Raw genomic sequence first — 18,069 nt, 5'->3', positions numbered from 1 at the left:
TTTCCGCTAGTGGGGCGCGCCGAGCAGTGGCAGTCTCGACTCATGCTGGTCACACCGCAACAGGCCTACCGCGCCGTGGCGTCCCGGGACATCCGGTTCGACGGATGCTTCGTGACCGGCGTGCGCAGCACCGGTATCTACTGCAGGCCCTCCTGTCCCGCGCGCACCCCGAAGTCCGGCAACGTCGAGTTCTTCGCCACGGCGGCGGCCGCGCAGCAGGCCGGTTACCGCGCGTGCCGCCGCTGCCTGCCGGACGCCGTGCCGGGCTCGCCGGAGTGGAACCTGCGGGCCGACCTCGCGGGGCGCGCGATGCGGCTGGTCACCGACGGGCTCGTCGAGCGGGAGGGCGTGTCGGGGCTCGCCGCGCGGCTCGGCTACTCCACCCGGCAGCTGACCCGGGTACTCACCGAGGAACTGGGAGCGGGCCCGCTCGCGCTGGCACGCGCCCACCGGGCGCACACCGCGCGGCTGCTGATCGCGACCACCGAGTTGAACTTCACCGACATCGCCTACGCCGCCGGCTTCACGAGCCTGCGCCAGTTCAACGAAACCGTTCGGGAGGTGTTCGCCACCAACCCGACGGAACTGCGCGTGCGGACGACCCGGCGCCGCTCCCCCGAGGGGCTCCCGGCGGGCACGTTGCGGCTGCGGTTGCCGATGCGGCTGCCGTTCGACGCCCCGGGCACGCTGGGGTTCCGGCTCGGTCCTGCCGTCGATGGCGTGGAGTGGACGACCGGAAGCGGTTACGGCCGGGCCCTGCGCCTGCCGCATGGTCACGGGGTCGCGGAGCTCACCCCGCGAACGGACCACCTGGCGGTCACCCTGCGGTTGACCGAACTCCGTGACCTCGGCAGCGCGGTGGCACGGCTGCGCAGGCTGTTCGACCTGGACTGCGATCCGGTGGCCGTCGACGAGGTGCTCGGCTCGGATCCCGCGCTGGCCGGAACGGTGGCGAAGATCCCGGGAGTGCGGCTGCCCGGCAGCGCGGACGGCGCGGAAACCGCGGTGCGTGCCCTGCTCGCCGAAACGGGGGTCGACGAATCGGGGGTCGACGGAGCCGGACCGACCGGCGACGGGCGCGCCGAGCTCTCCAAGCTGATCGCCGAGCTCGGCGAGCGAGTTCCGGCCCTCGACGGGACGAGCGAGGTCGTGCTGTTCCCGACCGCCGAGGCGCTCGCCGAGGGAGCGGAGCGCGTGCTGCCCGGATCCGGCGGCGGCGCGTCGGCGATTCGCGGACTCGCCACCGCGCTGACCAGCGGTGCGCTGCGGATCGACGAGGGACGCGAGGGCGTGGAACTGCGCGAGGAGCTGCGTGCGGCGGGGCTCGGGGAACGCGCCGCCGATCACGTGAGCACGCGCGTGCTGGGCGAGCCGGACAGCTTCCCGCTCCCCGATCACGCGTTGGAACGCGGCGCCGCGCTGCTGGGCCTGCCCGACGGCGCCGCGCTGCTCGACCGCGCGCGGCAGTGGAGCCCGTGGCGCTCCTACGCGGCGGTGCACCTGTGGCGGGCCGCCCGGAGCGCCCGACACGCGACGAACCACGAACACCACACCGAATCCACGACGAGGGAGCCGACATGACAGCCAAATGGTCCATGATGGACACCCGTTTCGGCCCGTTCACCACGGTGGTCGACGGCGAGGGCACGGTGCTCGCCGCCGGTTGGACCGGCGCCGTCGACCAGCTGCTGCCGCTCATAGCGGAATCACTGCGGCCGCACGAGATCCGCAAGGCCACCGACCTCGGGGAGGTGAGCCGCGCCGTGCGCCGGTATCACGAGGGCGAGCTGGACGCGGCGGCCGACATCCCGGTCTCCCAACGGTCCGGCCCGTTCCGGGAACGGGCCTGGCGGGTGCTGCGGGAGATCCCTGGCGGCAAGTCCGTCAGCTACCGCGACTACGCGGCGCTGGTCGGGCGCCCCGAAGCGGTGCGGGCCGCCGCTGCCGCTTGTTCGCACAACGCGGCGGCACTGTTCGTACCGTGCCACCGGGTGCTGCGCGGCGACGGCTCGCTGGGCGGATTCCGCTGGGGCCTCGAACTGAAGCGACAGCTCCTCGACCACGAAGGTGGTTGATGGTGTGCCCGCTCGGTCTCCGTAGCTGGTGCTGTGGCGGAACCTCTCGCACGGCTCTCGCTCCGGTAGGCCCGACATCGAGTAGCCACCTACGCCACGTCGGGCCTTCCTCGCGAGAGCCGCACGCGAGAACCCGCGGCCGCTCCTGCTGCGAGGGTGGTCGGAGTGCGGCCTGCGGATGTGGTGGGAGTTCTGCACCGCGCCGTCCCATCGCCCGGCGGTTTCGTGGGAAATTGACGCACCTGGCGCCACACCCCCGCACCGTTCCGACGATTTCGTGGGAAATGACCATGAGCGCGGCAGCGGGATCGTCCCCGGTGCGTGAGGCGGATGCATTGCAAGGCCGGGCCGCTCGCCGCGTAGGTCGCTACTCAAGAGCGGCCCAACGCAGCAAGGCGCCGCCTCACGTGCCGGCTAGCCGACCCCGTACACGACCGGCCCCGGCCACTTGCGACCACTTTCGCAATCGGCACCGCCGCGGGTTCTCCGGCGAGTGCCTCGCGAGGACGGCCCCGACGTTGTGTAGGTCGCTACCCGATGTCGGGGCACCCGCAGCGAGGCGCCGCCGGAGGTTCCGCCAAGCGAGCGACTACGCGACCCGAGTGGAGCACGATCAAGATCAGGTGCGAGTGGAGGTGACTCCTCCGATCTCACCGTTGCGGAACGCCTCCACGAACAGCCGGTAGTCGTCGCGCACCACGTCGGCGTAGCTCATCGCGAAGTCGCAGAGCCAGTCCGCGAACTCCTCCTCCCTGCCTTCGAGCACCTTCGAGATGGCGTCCTCGGTCTGGAACGGAACCAGCGTCTGGTCCGAGTCCGAGTCCGCGACGCAGTGGATCTTGGCGATGGCGCGTCCCAGGTAGTCCACCACCGGCCGGATGTCATCCGGTTCGGTGAGTTCGCCCCAGTCCAGATCGGACACGTAGGGCGAGACCTCGGAGACCACGTAGCCGGTGCCGTCGATCTCGGTGTAGCCCAGCAGCGCGTCGGCGTGCGCCTGCAGTGCCCGCTGCGACATCGCGGTGCGCTGCCCGTGGTGCAGGAAGTAGTTCCGGATCCGCTCATCGGGCACCACCGTCGCGGGCGCGGCCGCGTTGCCCTGCTTCACCGACAGGATCAGGTCGTTCTCCAGCGCCTCGTTCTCGCCCTCGATTAGCACGCTGTAGGCGGGCAGCCCCGCGCTGCCGATGCCGAAACCGCTGCGCCCCACCACGTCCTTGACCTGGTAGGCGATGTCGCGCATCTTCTTGTCCTGCGGAATCGTGCTCAGGTAGCGCTGGAACGCCTCGATGACGCGCTGGTACTCGTCGTCGCCGAGCCTGCGTACGCCCACCCCGTTACGGAACTTGCGGTCGTAGCCCTCGGTCTCGGTCTCGCGGTCGAGCAGCCCGCCCCTGCTGCGCAGCCGGGCCTGCTGCAGTACCTCGCGGATCGGCCCGTCGGTGGTGCCGAGGTTCAGCGAGAAGGCGGCGTCGTCGTCACCGGCCACGAACTGCCGCACCTGGTCGATGTAGGAGCGGGTGGCGCGGCGGATGAACTCGCCGATGTCCTCGTCCGGCAGCGCCTTGCTCCACCCGAGCAGCGCGAGGCTGGCGGCGAACCGCTGCAGGTCCCAGGTGAAATGTCCGAGGTACGCCTCGTCGAAGTCGTTGACGTCGAAGATCAGCACGCCTTCGCCGTCCATGTAGGTGCCGAAGTTCTCGGCGTGCAGGTCGCCCTGGATCCAGACCCTGCTGGTGCGTTCGTCGGCCCACGGGTCCTTGAGCCGGGCGACGTCGGAGTAGAACAGGCAGGCCGTGCCGCGGTAGAAGGCGAACGGCGAGGCGGCCATCTTGCGGAACTTGGTGCGGAAGGCGGCGGGCTTGTTCTCCATCAGTTCGGAGAAGGTGTCCACCAGGGTGTTCACGATGTACTCGCGGCGAGCATCCGGATCGTGGGTCTCCAGCATGCTGGACAGCTCGGACATGAACCGACCTTTCCCGGCCCGGTCGCGCCGGACCGCGGTATCGACGCTGCTCGGTTGAGTTCACGCACCGGCACACCGAACTCATCACCGGCCCGACCACGGCGGGGCCGGTGATGAACACGGTGGGGGTTACGACTCGATCGCCAGTGACGAACCGCCGCGCGACTTGCGCACCCGCAGACGTACCGGAATACGCTGCCGCAGTTCGTCGACGTGCGACACCAGGCCGACCGTCCTGCCCCCGGCGCGCAGCTCGTCCAGCGCGTCCATCACGAGGTCGAGTGTATCCCCGTCCAGGGTGCCGAAGCCCTCGTCGATGAACAACGTGTCGAGCATCGCGCCACCGGATTCGGAGCTGACCACGTCGGCCAGTCCCAGAGCCAGCGACAGCGAGGCGAGGAACGACTCACCGCCGGACAGCGTCTTGGTGGAGCGGGTGCGTCCCGAGTAGTCGTCGATCACGCGCAGGTCCAGCCCGCCCCGTTTGCCGTGCGCGCCCTGCTCGTCGGAGTGCACGAACGCGTAACGCCCGTCGCTCATGTGCCGCAACCTGGCGGTGGCGGCCACGGCGACCTCCTCCAGCCGTGCGGCGAGCACGTAGGAGCGCAGTGTCATCTTTCGGGCGTTCTGTCCTCGACCGTTGACCACGTCGGTCAGGGCGTTGAGTTCGGCGAACTCCTCCTCCAGGGGCGCCAGTTCCTTCCAGGACTGTCGCAGTTCCTCGCCGAGCTCGGCGAGTTGCGCGCTGCGGTGGTCGAGGTCACCGAGCACTCCGGCCGCGTCGTCGACCAGCCGCCGTGCCTGTTCGGCCGCGACCGCGGCGCCTTCGGTGTCGACCTCGGTGTCGGCGGAGACGTCCGGCAGCTCGCCGAGGGTGGCCCTGGCCGCTGCGTCGCGGCGGTCCACCTCGGTGATCCAGTCCGCGAGTTCGTCGATGCGCGGCTGTTCCCGCCGTGCCGCCAGCGCCGCCTCGGAGCTGTCGAAGCCGTTCTCGGTGGCGATCCGCGCCAGCGCCTCGCGCTGCTCGTTCTCGCGGGTCGCCGCCCGGTCGTGTTCGGAGCGTGCCCGCACCGCGCGTTCGAGGCGTTCGGCGAGTTCGAGCAGGTGTCGCCGTCGTGCGGTGACCGTGTCGAACTCGCCGCGTGCCTCGCGCAGCCGTTGCTCCCGCTCGTCGACGGTCTCGACGAGTGATTCCCGGCCGGAACGCGCGGCGCTGATCCGTTTGTCGAGTTCGGTGCGCCTGGCCGCCAACCGCTCGGTGTGGTTGTTGAGCTCGGCCAGCCGTTCGGCTCGGTGCTGCCGCTGGTCCGCCAGTTCGCGCAGGTCGTCGCGTTCGGCGGTGGCCCGCTCGAACTCCTCGCGCAGTCGCGGTTCGGTGCGTTCGCCGAGCTGTTCGCGGAGCCGGGTGTGTTCCCGTTCGGCTTCCTCCAGCTCGCCCCGCGCGTTGTCCCTGCGCTGCTGGCACTCGGTCTCGGTCTCGCGTGCCCGCCGTTCGTCATCGGGGCCGACGGACGACTCGCCCGGCTCGGCCGGGTGCGGGTGTTGTCGCGAGCCGCAGACCGGGCAGGCCGCGTCGGTTTCGAGTCGGGTGGCCAGTTCGGCCGCCATGCCCGCGAGTCTGCGTTCCCGGATGTCCTGCAGCTGTTCGCGCGCGCTCTGGTGCTCGTCGACGGCGTGCCGTGCCCGTTCGCGTGCCGTGTCGCGTCGCGACTGGGCCTCGGGGAGTCGCCGGGCGGCCTCCAGCGCAGCGTTCAGTTCCTCACACCTGGCGGTGACCGTTTCCAGCCGCTCGGGGGCCTGTTCGGCTTCGTGGGCCGCCGCTCGGGCCTGTTCGAGCGCCTCCGGCAGCTGGTGCTGCTGCTGTGCGAGTTCCGCGTCGGTGCCGAGGTCGGCGGCGATGTTCTCGTCGAGTTCGGTGATCCGCGCTCGGTCGTGGCGCTGCTGCTCGGCCTCCTGCTCCCGATCGGCCAGCACGGCCGCTTCCTGGTGGTAGCGGAGCGACCGGGCGTGCGGTTCCTCGGTGTCGGCGCTCGCCTTTCCGGCGGTTCCGTTGCCCGCTGCCCCGTTACCAGCGGGCGCGGCTCCCACGGATTCGTGGTCGGGGCAATCGGCCAGGGCCCGGTGCAGCTCGTGCTCGGCCTCGCGCAGTCGAGTGGTGCTGCTGTCCAGTTCCCGGGCGGCGTTGGCCACGGGCACGGCGCGGCGGGCCGCGTCCAGCTCGGCACCGGCGGTTCGGTATTCCTCCGCCAGGGCCGCGAGTTCGTCGAGCTCCGCGCGGGCTTCGCGGACGCGTCGCACCTTGTCCGCGAGCTCGCGCTGCTGAACCAGCTTCTCATCGGCCCGCTCGCGCCGCTGCCGGAGCCGCTCGTCCTCGGCACGGGCGTGCTCGTACCGGCGGGCGAAGCTCCGTTCGGTCTCGTCCAACCATTCGGCACGGTCCTCGTCCTCACCGGGCTCGCCGCCAGCGACCTGGGAGAACCGGGCCAGCAGCTTCTCGCTGTGTTCCCTAGCGGTGCGCAGCTCGGTCCTGCGCTGGTTGCGTCGCTCGGCGAACCAGTCCTCGACGCGGGAGAACTGCCGGGTGTCGAAGAGTTCCTCCAGCAGGTCGGCCCGCTCCTTGGCGTCGGCGCGCAGGAACCGCGCGAAGTCGCCCTGCGGCAGCAGCACGACCTGGCAGAACTGCCCGACGTCCATCCCCAGCAGTCGTTCCACGGTCGGACCGACGTCGTTGGGGCGGGTGACCCCCTCGGTAGGCTCACCCTCGGGAGGTTCGTCGAGCCAGGTCAGCGTGGCCTTCGCGTTCTCCGTGGTGGTGCCCTCGCCCCTTTTCTTGGGCCGTTGGTACTCCGGGTTGCGCTCCACGCGCATCCGACAGCCCTGCACGGTCAGTTCCAGCGAGACCCGGGTGGGTGTCTCCGGCGGCGCCGTGTCGCAGCGCAGCGCCTTGGCCTGGTGCCGGACACCGGGCACCTGGCCGTACAGCGCGAAGGTGACGGCATCGAGCACGGTGGTCTTTCCCGCCCCGGTGTCACCGTGCAGCAGGAACAGCCCGTCGGCGCCGAGCTCGTCGAAGTCGATCCGCTGCCGGTCCCGGAACGGACCGAAGGCCGACAGCTCCAGGTGGTGCAGTCTCACCGCCGCACCTCCGCTGTGTTCACTTCGGACAGTGCCCGATCCAACAACTCACCCTCCGAGTCGGACGGTTCCGCTCCCCGGCAATTGGCGACGAAGTCCCGCAGCAGCCGCGGCTCGTCGCGGTCACGCACCGCCTCCGAGTAGCGCAGCGAGGCACGGGCCCTGCCGCCCGCCGGTTCCCACTCCATGTGCACGGCGTGGGGGAACCGCTGCTGCAGCCTGCGCATCCCGTCGACCGGCCGGGCCTCGTCGGTGACCGTGGCCGAAACGTAGCAGTCCGTGGCGGATTCGTACTCGGGGTCGTGCAGCAGCTGTTCGAGAGTTCCGGACACCGTGGCCAGTTCGCGGGGAACGGGCAGCTCGATCCGGCGTGTTTCGGACAGTCCCTCGGAGTCCAGCTCGACCAGCCACACCGATTTGCGCTGCCGCGTCTCGGAGAACGAGTAGGCCATCGGGCTGCCCGAGTACCGCACCCGCTCGGTGATCCGCTGGCAACCGTGCAGATGCCCGAGCGCCACGTAGTCGACCCCGGCGAACACGTCGGCTGGCACCTGATCCACCCCGCCGACGGCGATGTTGCGTTCGGAGTCACTGCTGCCGCCACCGGTGACGAAGGCGTGTGCCAGCACCACGGACCTGGTGCCGGGATCGCGGCTGTCCAGTTCGCCCCGAACCCGGTTCATCGCCTCACCCAGCACAGCGGGGTGACCGCGCTCGACGTCCTCTGCCGCGCCGGGTGCCGTGCTGGTGCGCAGCACCTGCCGAGCCGGGTCGGGTTCGAGGTAGGGGATGCCGTAGAAGGCCACCGGCCCGTGCTCGTCGGAGAGCACGGTGGGCTCGTGCAGGGTGGCTACGCGGGTGTGCAGGTGCAGCCCGCCGGCTGCCGCGAATCCGGCGAACGCGCCGACCCGCTGCGGGGAGTCGTGGTTGCCCGACGTGACGACCAGCCGCGCGCCGGTCCGGCGGAGCTGTTCGAGCACGTCGACGCAGGTCTGCACCGCCTCGCCGGAAGGCACCGAGCGGTCGTAGAGGTCCCCGGAGATCACCACCACGTCCACGTTCTCGGCACGGACGATCTCGGCCAGCTCGGAGAGCACCCGCCGCTGGTCGTCGAGCAGGTCGTGGCCGTGGAACGTGCGACCGATGTGCCAGTCCGAGGTGTGCAGCAGGCGCATGGCCGCACGCTATCGACACACCGCGGCGGTTCGATCACCCCGTCGGCAGTGGTGTGGCGCGGGCGGCGGCGATGCGCGGCGGGCGGCAGTGCTGTGTCACGGGAGACAGCGGTGTGCCGCGAGTGGGGGCGTGTCGCGGACGGGGACGGGACGCGGCTCCCCCTCGTCGGCGATGATCCGTTCGACGACCGACGGACGAGAGGAGTGCTCGTGGGGTCAGCGATGCTCGGGGGTCTGCTGGTGGTGATGGTGCTGCTGTTCGCGGCCGCGCTGCTGGTGATCTGGCGGTTGTACGGCGATTCCGCCCGCAGGGCCGAGGATTCCGCACGGCGGGCGGAGGAGGCGCTGCGGATGCTGGAGGCGGAGCGGGAGCGCGCCTCGCGGCACGAGGCGGCGCTGCGGCGCTACGAGGTGACCTTCGCCTCCAGCACCGGACGCGGCGAGTTGGGTGAACAGGCCCTGGTACGAACCACCCGGGCACTGGGACTCCGGGAAGGGGTTCACTTCACCCAGCAGACCGACCTGGCGGGTGGTGGTGCCGCCCGGCCGGACCTGGTGCTCAACGTGGGCGGGGACCGGCGCGTCCCGGTGGATGCCAAGGCCAGTTTCGCCGCGTGGGCCGAGGCGATGGAAACCGACGATCCGGCGGAACGCGACGAGGCGCTGCGGGTGCACGCCCGCAACATCCGCGCCCGCGCCAAGGAGCTAGCGGGTAGGGACTACCAGCGTTGGGCCGACGCGATCTACGGCGCGATCATGTTCGTTCCCTCCGACGCGGCGGTGGTCTCGGCGCTGGACAGCGACCCGACGCTGCTGGGGTGGCTGCTGGAGAAGCGGGTGTTCCTGTGTGGACCCACCGGGTTCGGGGTGCTGGCCTCGGCCGCGCTGTTCGCGGCGACCGAACGCACCATCGCCGCCGACATCGAGCGGATCCGCGCCCAGGCGGTGGAGGCGCAGCGGGCCGCGGCCTCGGCGGTGGAGGCGGTCAACCTGTCCGGCACTCACCTGCAGCGGTTCGTCTCGGCACGCCGCAGGGAGCTCGACGCGCTGGAGCACTTCCGGGGGGCGGTGCTGCCGCTGGCCGAGCTGAACGACGCCACCGGGGTGGCCGAGGTGCGTCGGACCTCGGAAGGACTGGCCGGTTCCGATGGACCGTCGGGTTCGGCGGAGTTGGCCGGTTCGGAAGGGTCGTCCGGTTCCGGGGACGAGGCGGGTCGCACCGACAGGGTGGCTTCCCGGAACGGGACGGGCGACGGCGCGGCGGAATGACCGGACGCGGCGGCTGTCCAACGCTTCGGTCCTGTGGGAACACCGCACGGCGGTCCCGCCGCGCCGCCCGTGGCGGGATCAGGCCGGATCCGCGGTGGCGATCCGCTGCTGTTCGGCGAGGAAGTGCGCCGTCTCGGCGGTGCTCTCGTAGAGCGTGCGGTAGTGGCGGTAGAAGGCGTCGTAGCGCTCGGTGTTGGCCGGGTCCGGCTCGACCCGGTCGACCACCGGATTCCACTCGTCCGGGGCAACCGCCGTGCCGGTGGCCAACCCGGCCAGCAGCGCGTCGCCGTAGCAGGCACCCACCGTCTCCGCCGGGATCAGCTGGGTGCAGCCGGTCACGTCGGAGACGATGCGGGTCCACAGCCCGCCCGTGGTGCCACCGCCCACCGCCACGAGTCGTTCGGTCGCGGTGTCCGAACCGCGCATCTCGGCGAGGTTGTGCCGCACTCCGTAGGCGATTCCCTCCAGGGCACCGCGGTAGAGCTCGGCCCGGCCGTGCTCGGTGGTCAGGCCGAACAGCATGCCCCGCGCGTCCGGGTCGAACACGGGGGTGCGCTCACCGGCGAAGTAGGGCAACAGCAGCAGCCCGCGGCTTCCGGCGGGAACCTCGGAAGCGGCGGTGACCAGCTCGGAGAACTCCCCGTCGAACAGACCGCGCAGCCAGTCGGTCACCGCGCCGGAAGTGGCCATCCCGGCGGCCTGGGTATAGGTGTCCGGATGAACACCGCGAGTGCCCCACAGCACCGGATGGGCCCGGAGCCGTTCCACGACCCGCACGAAGAACATGGTGGTGCCGTACATCAGCATCACGTCGCCGGGATCGCGCACACCGACGCTGCACGCCTCCGCCCAGGCGTCCACGGTGCCCACCGTGACCGGCAGCCCCTCCGGTAGTCCGGTCTCGGCGGCGGCGCGGGCGTGGACCCTGCCCGCCGTTTCGGTGGGCCAGGCCAGTTCGGGCAGTTCGAGCCCGGGTGCCACCGCGTCGGACCACTCGGGGGCCCAGCGTTTCCGGTGAAGATCGTAGATCGGATCGCACTGGCTGGCCGAGTGGTGGTCGAGCACGTAGCGACCGGTGAGGCGGTGCACCAGGTAGGAGCCGCACATCAGCAGTTTCGCGGTGCGACGGTAGGTCTCGGGTTCGTTGTTGACCAGCCAGCGGATCTTGGGGCCGACCGCCTGGCTGCTCAGTGCCGAACCGCTGTGCCGCGGTATCTCCTCGGGGCCGAGCTCGGCATTCAGTTCCGCGATCTCGGCGGTGGCCCTGGTGTCCACGCCGTACAGGATCGCGGGCCGCAGCGGGTTGCCCTCCTCGTCCGCGGGCAGCAGTGTCGGCCCGATACCGCTGACCCCGAGCCCGGCGATCCCGCGCCGCTCGGCGGCGGGCAACAACTCGGCCACCAGCTCCCGGAAGTCGTGCCACCAGATCGCCTCGGCGTCGTGCTCGACCCGCCCCGGTGACGGGCGGCTCGTGGCGTGTGCGCGCTCGGCCCTGGCCAGGATCTTACCGCTGGTGGTGGTCAGGACACCCTTGGAGCTGGACGTGCCGATGTCGATTCCCAGCAGTACCTCTTCGGACATCGCTCCCACTTCCCGCAGCCGTCGCGAAACCACGGCGAACCCTCGGCTGTTCGGATCTCCCGTCGGTGTTCGGCGTCAATTTCCCACGAAATCGCCCAGACGGGGAGCGGTGCGGCCCCGGGAGCGTCAATTTCTCGCGAAATCGCCGCTCCCTCGGCGCCGCGGTGCCGAAGTCCCACCAACGAGCGGTTGGGCGCTATTCTCCCGCCGTCCGGTAGGAGAACGCGGTGTAGCGCACCGCCGACCAGGGCGGCGCGTCGTCCGCGGGCAGCAGCCGCACTCGCAGCGTGTTCCGGTCTCGGGTGAGCTCGGCCGGGATGTCGAAACCGTCCTCCAGCCACCGGTGCGCGCTGTTGCCCAACGGCTGCGACCAGATACCGGCGTCCCGACCGTTGACCAGCACACGAACCCGCTGATGGCTGCTGCGCTGGTCGGCGAGTCTGCGGAGCCGCACTCCGGAGTTGTCCGGATCGATCCGCACCCGGAACCCGATCTCACCCGTGGTCGAGGTGGTCGTGTACCGGTACGGGCCCGGATCGCGCCTGCCCTCGAAGGTGGCGGTGAGCTCCCGACGCGACTCGCCGAGGGCGTTGTAGTCGTGCGCCAGTCTGCTGAACCGGTCGCCCAGGTCGATCCGGTCGGTGCGCCGCATGGTGGAGACCGGGTTGCCGTACCAGTAGGCGGTGGAGCTGTAGCGCGCCGGCTCGTTGTTGGCCGGTCCGTGTTCGATACCGGCCACGATTTCGCTGTCGAACGACACCGCGTCGGACACGAGCAGCCGGTACGTCCCGGTGCAGTCGTAACGGCACCCGTCACCGGAGTACTCGTAAGCGGGATTGCCCGCCAGCGGCATGGCGAAGGTGGTGCCGCCCCGGAAGTACCAGCCCGACTCGTAGAAGTCCTCCGTTCCGGTGCCGTACCAGGCCGGGCTGGCCGAGCCGTCCACGTAGAACCGCTCGTCGCCCTCCAGGTAGTTGCGCTGGTTGGCACGTGGGGAGGCCGAGGAACGCGGCCCCTGGGGAGTGCGCGCCATGCCGGGGGGAATCCTGCCGCGCATGGTGTGCGTCACGCCGTAGAACGTGCCGCTGCCCGAGGTGGACAGGAACTTCCAGTCCTTGCCGGGCTCGGTGAGGCCCTGGCGGTGCGTGGCGTGGAAGTGGCCCGAACCGGTCCCCGGCCCCGCACCCGCCGAAGGGGCGGCGGTCGCTTCGAGCACCGCACGGCGGATCGGCACCGACCCCTCGTTGACCAGCTCGATCTCGGCTCGTCGCGCGAACGGCATGGGCCACCAGGAGGTGTACCAACCCTCCCCGGCGTCGATGGAGCTCATAAGTCTGCGCACGTCGTACTCGCCGAGCCCGGAGCCGAAGAACTCCCCGATCGGGGCGTCGACGGTGGTGCGTCCGTCGAAGGTGATCCGCAGCCGCACGTCGCGCAGCACCGCGTCGGACTTCTCGACCCGCGCACGCTCGTGCGGCAGGTGGGCCACCAGTTTGCGCCGCTGGAAGACCTGGTTGTCGATCCGGTAGTCGTGCGCCGCCTCGTCACCGGGATTGGCCGGTCCCACGTCGAGGACGTCGGTGCGGATCCAGTCACCGTCCACCCTGCTGTGCACTTCGTAGCGGAACTCGTTGATGTCCACCTCGGCGGACCGGAACTCGTTGGTGACGCGCAGCTCGGTCCTGCCCCGGGTCAGCGGGGCGGGCACGGTGACCCGCTCGCGTCCCCACTCCCCCTGCCGCGCCGGGCCGCTGTTCCAGGTGCCGACGCGTTCGTCACCGACGAGCACTCGCGCCACCTGGCCTCCGACGTTGGCGTCGTAGCGGCGGGTTATCCGGACCCCGTCGTTGCCGGGTGCGATGCGCGCGTCGAAGGAGCTGGATCCGCCCGCGCCGAACGCGCGCCCGTCGTCGATCACGCGCGGCGCCGCCACGACACCGGGGAGGCGGAGCCGAAGTTCGTCGATCATCGCCGGTCCGCGGATCGGTTTCAGCGTGGTGGACTCGCCGGGGCGCAGCGAGAACCGGGAGCGCCGTTCCGCGATCGTGGGCGCGTCCGGTTTGGGATCGGCCACCCCGAACCGACGCAGCCGCCGGACCACGTCCAGGGCCGGGTCACGCGGGTCGAAGGTGGTGACGCCGTCCGCGTCGGCGAACGAGCGGTAGTCGACGTGGTAGAAGTACGGGTTCTCGTCCACGGTGATCCGCATGGACTCCCGGTAGGGCATCGGGACCTTGACGACCGCGCCACCGGAGGTGTCGCGCGCGTCGCCGACCAGGGGCCAGACGAACGGTGGCCCCAGTTCACCCGCCACGACGTCGGCGAGCGGGGCGTCCAGCACGGTCCGGCCGTCCAGTCGGATGTGGATGTCGCCGGTGGCGGTGACATCGCCCCAGGGATCACGGGTGAACCAGATCGAGGTGATCTCCCCCGACCCGGTGTGCTCCGCGATGACGCAGCCGCGCTCGGTGGTGCGCAGGCACGAGTGGGTTCCGTTGAAACCGTCGTCGTTGCTGCCGCTCCTGGCGAAGCTGGAGAACTGCTTGCTGTTGCCACCGTGTCGGAGCCCGCCCAGCTCGTCCAGCGAGCGGTAGGTCTCCCAACCGACCGTGCGGCCGTCACCCGATCCGGCCGGTGTGCCGGGTTCCTCGGCACGGACGCGTTCCGAGGTGGAGTCGCCGGTGGTGGCCCCGAGGGTGCCGAGAACCAGCACGAACACGACGAGAACGCGCGCCGCGCGCCCGCGAGCGGCGGGCCCGGACCGGATTCCCGCGCTTGTTCCCACGGCCATCGTGTTCGCCTCCCGGATAGGAATCCGCGACCACGCTGCGGAAAGCCGCACCGGGGTCGATCCACTTCCCGAGAATTGTCGTACGATCGCGGTCGATTCCGCACCGAAATCCACATCGTTCGTTCGGGGGAATCGACGCTACGGGAAACACAGCGAAAAACCAGAGATCTTCACATTTCCGCGATGTTCGGCGACATCGGATCACCGATGCTCTCCGCCGGATTCGTCACCTCCGGATTCGTCACCGGGAATTCAACCGGCGATACACCTCGGCGGCGTTCTCCCGGGTGACCAGCTGTGTCGGCAGGGTCCGCTTCCGGGGGACCGACTCGCAGTCGATCAGTATCCGCTTCGCGGCGGTTATCGCCTCCGCACCCCCGGTGGGGTAGACGAACGTCGCCGACAACCGCCCCTGCCGCACCGCCTTGATCCCACCGGAGGGTGTGGGGAGCCCGTCGATGCCGACGAACTTCGTCCCTTCGGCCCGTCCTGCCGTCCGCGCGGCGAGGTGGGCGCCCTCGGCCATGGGATCGTTGTGCCCGTAAACCGCGTCGATGCGGGGGTGGGCCTTGAGCATCGCCGCCATCTTCGATCGGGCCTCGGCACGCAACCACTGCCCGTCCGCGGTGGCGATGATCTCGATTCCCGACCCCTCGATCCCGGCGCGGAAGCCCCTGCCACGTTCGGCCGCGGGCGTGGAGCCGGACAGGCCGCGCAGTTCGACGATTTCGCCGCCCTCGGGCAGCAGGTGCTCGGCGAGGTACTCGCCCGCCTTTCGGCCGATCCTCTCGTTGTCGGCGCCGATGAACGTGGAGTAGGAATCGCCGTTGACCTTGCGGTCCAGCAGGATCACCGGGATGCCGCTGTTGTAGGCCCTGCCGACCACCCCGGTAAGCGGGGCCGCCTCGTTGGGGCTGACGATCAGCAGGTCCACCCGCTTGGTGATCAGGGTCCGGATCTGGCTGACCTGCCTGGAGTTGTCCTGCGCGGCGTCGAGGAACTGCACCTCGTCGAACTGCTCGACCTCGGCGGCGGCACGCCTGATGTCGGCGTTCATCCGCACCCGGTAGGGCTCGGCGACGTTGGCCTGGCTGACGCCGATGGTGTACTCCTCGCCCGGCCCACCGCAGACCTCCGCCGGATCCGGTCCCCCACCGGCCGCACCCGCGTTCGTGCTCGTGGTCCCGCATCCGGCACCGAGCAGCGCGACCGCGCAGACAGCCGCGAACATCGATCGCGTCCGAGAACTCATCCGGGCTCCTTTTCCACTACCGGATTTCCACTACCGGGAGGGCCACAGCCGCTGCGCGGCGGCGGCAGCCACGATCACGAGACCCTTGATGACCAACTGCAGGTCGGTGTCCACCGTGTTGAGCGCGAGGATGTTGTTGAGCACTCCCAGCAGCAACGCGCCGGCTATCGTGCCCATCATCGATCCGCGACCGCCCGCCAGGCTCGTCCCACCCACTACCACGGCGGCGATCCCGTCCAACTCGTAGGAGATCCCGGCGTTGGGGCTGCCGGTGTTGAGCTGACCGGCGTGCACGATGCCCGCCAGGGCCGCGCACAGTCCGCAGATCCCGAACGCGATGATCTTGACCCGGTTGACCGGGACTCCCGAGGTCCTGGCCGCCTTCTCGTTGCCGCCGATGGCGTAGAGGTGGCGGGAGAAGGCGCTGCCCCGGAGGAACGCCACCGCGAGGACCGCGAGGACCGCGAAGATCAGCGCCGGGACGGGCACGATGCCGTCGAAGGTCCGCTCCCCCAGCAACGAGAACGACAGCGGTGCCTGCCCCGCACCGGAACCGTAGGTGATCGGCACGGTCTGTCCACCGGACCACAGGCGCGCCAGTCCCCTGGCGATCTGCAGCCCCGCGAGCGTGACGATGAACGCCTGCACCCGAGGCAGCGCCACCGCCATCCCCTGCAGCAGGCCGAACACCAGCCCGGCGAGCAGCACCACCGAGACCGCGGCGAGCACCCCGAAGTCGTCCTCGGTCAGCAATACGGCCGAGCCCACCGCCGCCAGCCCGAGCAGCGATCCCACCGACAGGTCGATGCCGCCGACGAGGATGACGAAGGTGAGGCCGATCGCGATGATGCCTATCTCGGAGATCGCCCGTACGAGGTTGAACAGGTTCTCGCTGGTCAGGAAGATGATCTCGCCGTCGTCGCCGCGCGGCGAGAACACCACCGAGGCCAGGAAGACGAGCAGGAGGCCGAACAGGCTCTGGAACCGCAGCAGCGCCTCGACGCCACCCGAACCGCTCCGCCCCGCTTGTCGAGTTTCGCTCGGCCGAGCTCCGGACGACCGGTCCCCGCTCGTCGAGGTCCCGGCCGCGGTCTCCGGGGTGGTGGTGTCCGGAGCGGATCCCCCGGTGGAGGTGGACGCGGAGTCGGTGGGCTCGTCGTCGGTGGCGCGCGAGCTCATCTCCCACCCCCGGTGGAAGCCACCGCCGGCTCCGCCGCGTCACTCCGATTTCCCATCGCGGCCGCCAGTAGCTCGGCCCGGCTGGTTCGCGAGCTGTCGAACTCGGCGACGGATCCGCCGTCCCGCAGCACCACGACGCGGGAACACACGTCGAGAAGTTCGGCGAGCTCCGAGGAGGCGAGCAACACCCCGATGCCCTGTCCGGCGATCTCGTCCAGCAACCGGTAGATCTCGACCTTGGCCGCCACGTCGACCCCCCTCGTGGGATCGTCCAACAGCAGCAGCGCGGGCTCGGTCAGCAGCATTCGTCCGAACACGACCTTCTGCTGATTGCCGCCGGAGAGCGTGCCCACGGGATCGGATGTGGAGCCGAGCTTGATCCCGAGACGTCGAGCGCTCCGTCGCGCGGTCGAGTTCTCCCGACTCCTGGCGACCAGCCCGAGCCTGCCGAGCCGGGCCAGCACGGACAACACCGTGTTGGCGGTCACGGAGTGTTCGGTGACCAGACCACTGCCCGCGCGGTCCTCGGGCACGAACGCGACTCCGGAACGCAGCGCCTGCCGGGGGCCGCGCGGTCGGTACTGGGAAGCGTGCAACCGCACCTCACCGCGCCATTCGGCGCTCGGCCCGAGCCCGTAGAGCGCTTCGAGGAGTTCGGTGCGTCCCGAACCGAGCAATCCGCACAGCCCCACGATCTCGCCACGGTGCACCGACAGGTCCACACCCGCGGGATTCCTCCTGCCGTCGTCGCGCCCGCGGGTGCGCACCGCGAAGCGGGACAGCGCGAGCAGTTCCCCGCCCGGGCTCCGCCGAGTCGCTGTGAAGGCGGTGGCGAAGTCGTCGCCGATCATGGCGTCGGCTGCCTGCTCGGCTGTGACGCTGCGCGCGTCGAACTCGGCGGCCACCCCGCCGTCGCGCAGGACGGTGGCGCGGTCGGCGACCTCGCCGATCTCGTCCATCCGGTGGGAGATGTAGACGATCCCGGTGCCGTCGCGGCGCAGTTCGGCGATCACCGCGAACAGCCTGTCCACCTCGATTCCGGACAGCGCCGAGGTCGGCTCGTCCATGATCAGCACCGCGGCGTTCCGGGCCAGCGCGCGGGCGACGGTGACCAGCTGCTGCTCACCGATGCGGAGTCGTCCCACGGGGCTGCGCGGGTCGAGATCCACCCCGATGCGCCGCAGCGGTTCACGGGTCCGCACGTTCATCCGGGAACGGTCCACAGTGCCGCGTGCGGTGCGGGGCTCGCGTCCGAGGTGGAGGTTCTCGGCGACCGACAGCGCGGGCACCAGATCCAGCTCCTGCTGGATCATGGCGACCCCGGCACGTTGCGCGTCGATCGGCCCGCGGAAAACGCGGGGTTTCCCGGCGATGCGGATCTCGCCGGAATGGCCGGTGACATCGCCGGACAGCACCCGCATGAGGGTGGACTTGCCCGCACCGTTCTCGCCGAGCAGCGCGTGAACCTCACCGGCCCGCACGGTCAGGTCCACGCCCGAACAGGCCAGCACACCACCGAACCGTTTCGTGATCGCCCGTAGCTCCACCAGCGGTGGTGCGGCGTCCATTGCGTCACCCCCTGCGGAACACGAGCGGATAACCGGTCGCTTCGCCCCGCCCGCTCACCCGTGTGTTGTGTCAAGCAT

General features: G+C 70.5%; 11 protein-coding genes. 3 read left to right on the top strand and 8 right to left on the bottom strand.

Translation table 11 applies throughout. The features are described 5' to 3' along the window. The first annotated feature begins 42 nt into the window (after positions 1–42). Together BM394_RS17425 and BM394_RS17420 are read left to right on the top strand one after the other, a co-directional pair. A complete protein-coding gene (locus tag BM394_RS17425; protein ID WP_092979728.1) occupies positions 43–1,581 on the top strand; it encodes a DNA-3-methyladenine glycosylase 2 family protein in 1,539 nt (512 codons plus the stop codon). After that, on the top strand, positions 1,578–2,075 hold the full coding sequence (locus tag BM394_RS17420; RefSeq protein ID WP_092979726.1) for a methylated-DNA--[protein]-cysteine S-methyltransferase: 498 nt from the start codon (positions 1,578–1,580) through the stop codon (positions 2,073–2,075). Before BM394_RS17425 ends, BM394_RS17420 begins: the two co-directional genes overlap by 4 nt. A 619-nt stretch (positions 2,076–2,694) precedes the next feature. Here the strand turns inward: BM394_RS17420 and BM394_RS17415 are convergent. The 3 genes from BM394_RS17415 to BM394_RS17405 all read right to left on the bottom strand — a co-directional run bounded on the left by BM394_RS17415 (position 2,695) and on the right by BM394_RS17405 (position 8,351). Then, complete coding sequence (locus BM394_RS17415; RefSeq protein WP_092979724.1) at positions 2,695–4,041, bottom strand: DUF2252 domain-containing protein; 1,347 nt, start codon at positions 4,039–4,041, stop codon at positions 2,695–2,697. A gap of 129 nt (positions 4,042–4,170) precedes the next feature. Further along, complete coding sequence (locus tag BM394_RS17410) at positions 4,171–7,176, bottom strand: AAA family ATPase (protein ID WP_092979722.1); 3,006 nt, start codon at positions 7,174–7,176, stop codon at positions 4,171–4,173. Continuing rightward, positions 7,173–8,351, bottom strand: a complete 1,179-nt coding sequence (locus BM394_RS17405; RefSeq protein ID WP_092979719.1) for an exonuclease SbcCD subunit D — start codon at positions 8,349–8,351, stop codon at positions 7,173–7,175. The genes BM394_RS17410 and BM394_RS17405 overlap by 4 nt, the downstream gene beginning before the upstream one ends. 210 nt (positions 8,352–8,561) lie before the next feature. Between BM394_RS17405 and BM394_RS17400 the strand changes: the two genes are divergently transcribed. Beyond that, positions 8,562–9,620 (top strand): DNA recombination protein RmuC, encoded by a 1,059-nt coding sequence (locus tag BM394_RS17400; RefSeq protein ID WP_092979851.1) that lies wholly within the window; start codon positions 8,562–8,564, stop codon positions 9,618–9,620. 78 nt (positions 9,621–9,698) lie between these two features. On the opposite strand, the gene BM394_RS17395 is transcribed toward BM394_RS17400, so the two are convergent. From BM394_RS17395 to BM394_RS17375, 5 genes are all read right to left on the bottom strand, one after another. Next, the gene (locus BM394_RS17395) at positions 9,699–11,201 is read right to left on the bottom strand and encodes an FGGY-family carbohydrate kinase (RefSeq protein WP_092979848.1); all 1,503 of its coding nucleotides are present in this window, start codon (positions 11,199–11,201) and stop codon (positions 9,699–9,701) included. Positions 11,202–11,397: 196 nt separating this feature from the next. Further along, a complete protein-coding gene (locus tag BM394_RS17390) occupies positions 11,398–13,992 on the bottom strand; it encodes a glycoside hydrolase family 172 protein (protein WP_092979846.1) in 2,595 nt (864 codons plus the stop codon). A gap of 241 nt (positions 13,993–14,233) precedes the next feature. Next, a complete protein-coding gene (locus tag BM394_RS17385; RefSeq protein ID WP_092979717.1) occupies positions 14,234–15,244 on the bottom strand; it encodes a substrate-binding domain-containing protein in 1,011 nt (336 codons plus the stop codon). Positions 15,245–15,274: 30 nt separating this feature from the next. Next, positions 15,275–16,423, bottom strand: coding sequence for an ABC transporter permease (locus BM394_RS17380; RefSeq protein ID WP_092979714.1), 1,149 nt, complete (start codon positions 16,421–16,423; stop codon positions 15,275–15,277). After that, complete coding sequence (locus tag BM394_RS17375) at positions 16,420–17,991, bottom strand: sugar ABC transporter ATP-binding protein (protein WP_092979711.1); 1,572 nt, start codon at positions 17,989–17,991, stop codon at positions 16,420–16,422. The genes BM394_RS17380 and BM394_RS17375 overlap by 4 nt, the downstream gene beginning before the upstream one ends. Between the last annotated feature and the right edge of the window lie 78 nt (positions 17,992–18,069).

The organism is Actinopolyspora lacussalsi subsp. righensis, assembly GCF_900116555.1.
In the GTDB taxonomy this organism is placed as follows: Bacteria; Actinomycetota; Actinomycetes; order Mycobacteriales; family Pseudonocardiaceae; genus Actinopolyspora; species Actinopolyspora lacussalsi.
This window is presented reverse-complemented; position numbering and strand designations above follow the sequence as displayed.

Excerpts from the sequence above, each read along its gene's own strand:
- BM394_RS17425 (WP_092979728.1), top strand. The coding sequence starts at position 43 with ATGCTGGTCACACCGCAACAGGCCTACCGCGCCGTGGCGTCCCGGGAC.
- BM394_RS17420 (WP_092979726.1), top strand. The coding sequence starts at position 1,578 with ATGACAGCCAAATGGTCCATGATGGACACCCGTTTCGGCCCGTTCACC.
- BM394_RS17415 (WP_092979724.1), bottom strand. The coding sequence starts at position 4,041 with ATGTCCGAGCTGTCCAGCATGCTGGAGACCCACGATCCGGATGCTCGC.
- BM394_RS17405 (WP_092979719.1), bottom strand. The coding sequence starts at position 8,351 with ATGCGCCTGCTGCACACCTCGGACTGGCACATCGGTCGCACGTTCCAC.
- BM394_RS17395 (WP_092979848.1), bottom strand. The coding sequence starts at position 11,201 with ATGTCCGAAGAGGTACTGCTGGGAATCGACATCGGCACGTCCAGCTCC.
- BM394_RS17390 (WP_092979846.1), bottom strand. The coding sequence starts at position 13,992 with ATGGCCGTGGGAACAAGCGCGGGAATCCGGTCCGGGCCCGCCGCTCGC.
- BM394_RS17385 (WP_092979717.1), bottom strand. The coding sequence starts at position 15,244 with ATGAGTTCTCGGACGCGATCGATGTTCGCGGCTGTCTGCGCGGTCGCG.
- BM394_RS17380 (WP_092979714.1), bottom strand. The coding sequence starts at position 16,423 with ATGAGCTCGCGCGCCACCGACGACGAGCCCACCGACTCCGCGTCCACC.
- BM394_RS17375 (WP_092979711.1), bottom strand. The coding sequence starts at position 17,991 with ATGGACGCCGCACCACCGCTGGTGGAGCTACGGGCGATCACGAAACGG.